Source organism: Rhodoferax ferrireducens, from assembly GCF_003347515.1.
Lineage (GTDB): Bacteria > Pseudomonadota > Gammaproteobacteria > Burkholderiales > Burkholderiaceae_C > Rhodoferax.
The window spans coordinates 1-586 of the sequence record NZ_QEII01000048.1 but is presented as its reverse complement, the minus strand read 5'-3'; the positions used below and the strand labels follow the sequence as shown (position 1 = coordinate 586).

The 586-nt window shown below is 62.5% G+C and carries 1 protein-coding gene; it reads left to right on the top strand.

Going from position 1 to position 586, the window contains the following annotated elements; genetic code table 11:
- A partial coding sequence (locus C5P05_RS33450) for an alpha/beta hydrolase family protein (protein WP_420130705.1) occupies positions 1 to 586 on the top strand: 586 nt, incomplete at both ends.

Genomic DNA, 586 nt, shown 5'->3' with positions numbered 1-586 from the left:
TCTAGGGTCATTGATGCAATCCTGGCCGATCCAGCGTGGAAGGATCGGATTACGGCCGACAGCCAAGGGCCTCGCGTGGGTGCGCTTGGACACTCGGCCGGCGGCTACACGGTGCTGGCTTTGGCAGGAGCCAGGCCAGACTTGTCCCGGATGAGGAAGCACTGCCAGGCCGAAGCATCCGAAGACCCGATCTTCTGCAGCCTAGGCCGCTCGGGGGATGCGACGCCACCAGTGGCCACGACGTCGCTCAAGGACGAGCGCGTTCGGGCAATCGTCGCAATGGCCCCGACGGGTGTGCTGCTCACCGCCGAGTCGCTCGCCGCAGTTCGCTCGGCGACCATGATCTATGTGGCCGAGCTTGATCGATTCCTGGTACCGAAATTTCATGCCGAGTGGGTCGCCAGCAATCTGCCCGCAGCGAACCTGCATCGGGTGCCCAACGCCTGGCACTTCGCCTTCATGGATTCACCCAGCATGTCCATCCTCAGCCCTGATGGCGACATCGCCGCGAACCCGCAGGGATTCGATCGTGATGCATTCCTGAAGCAGCTCGCCATCGAAATTACGGCCTTCTTTGACAAGACCC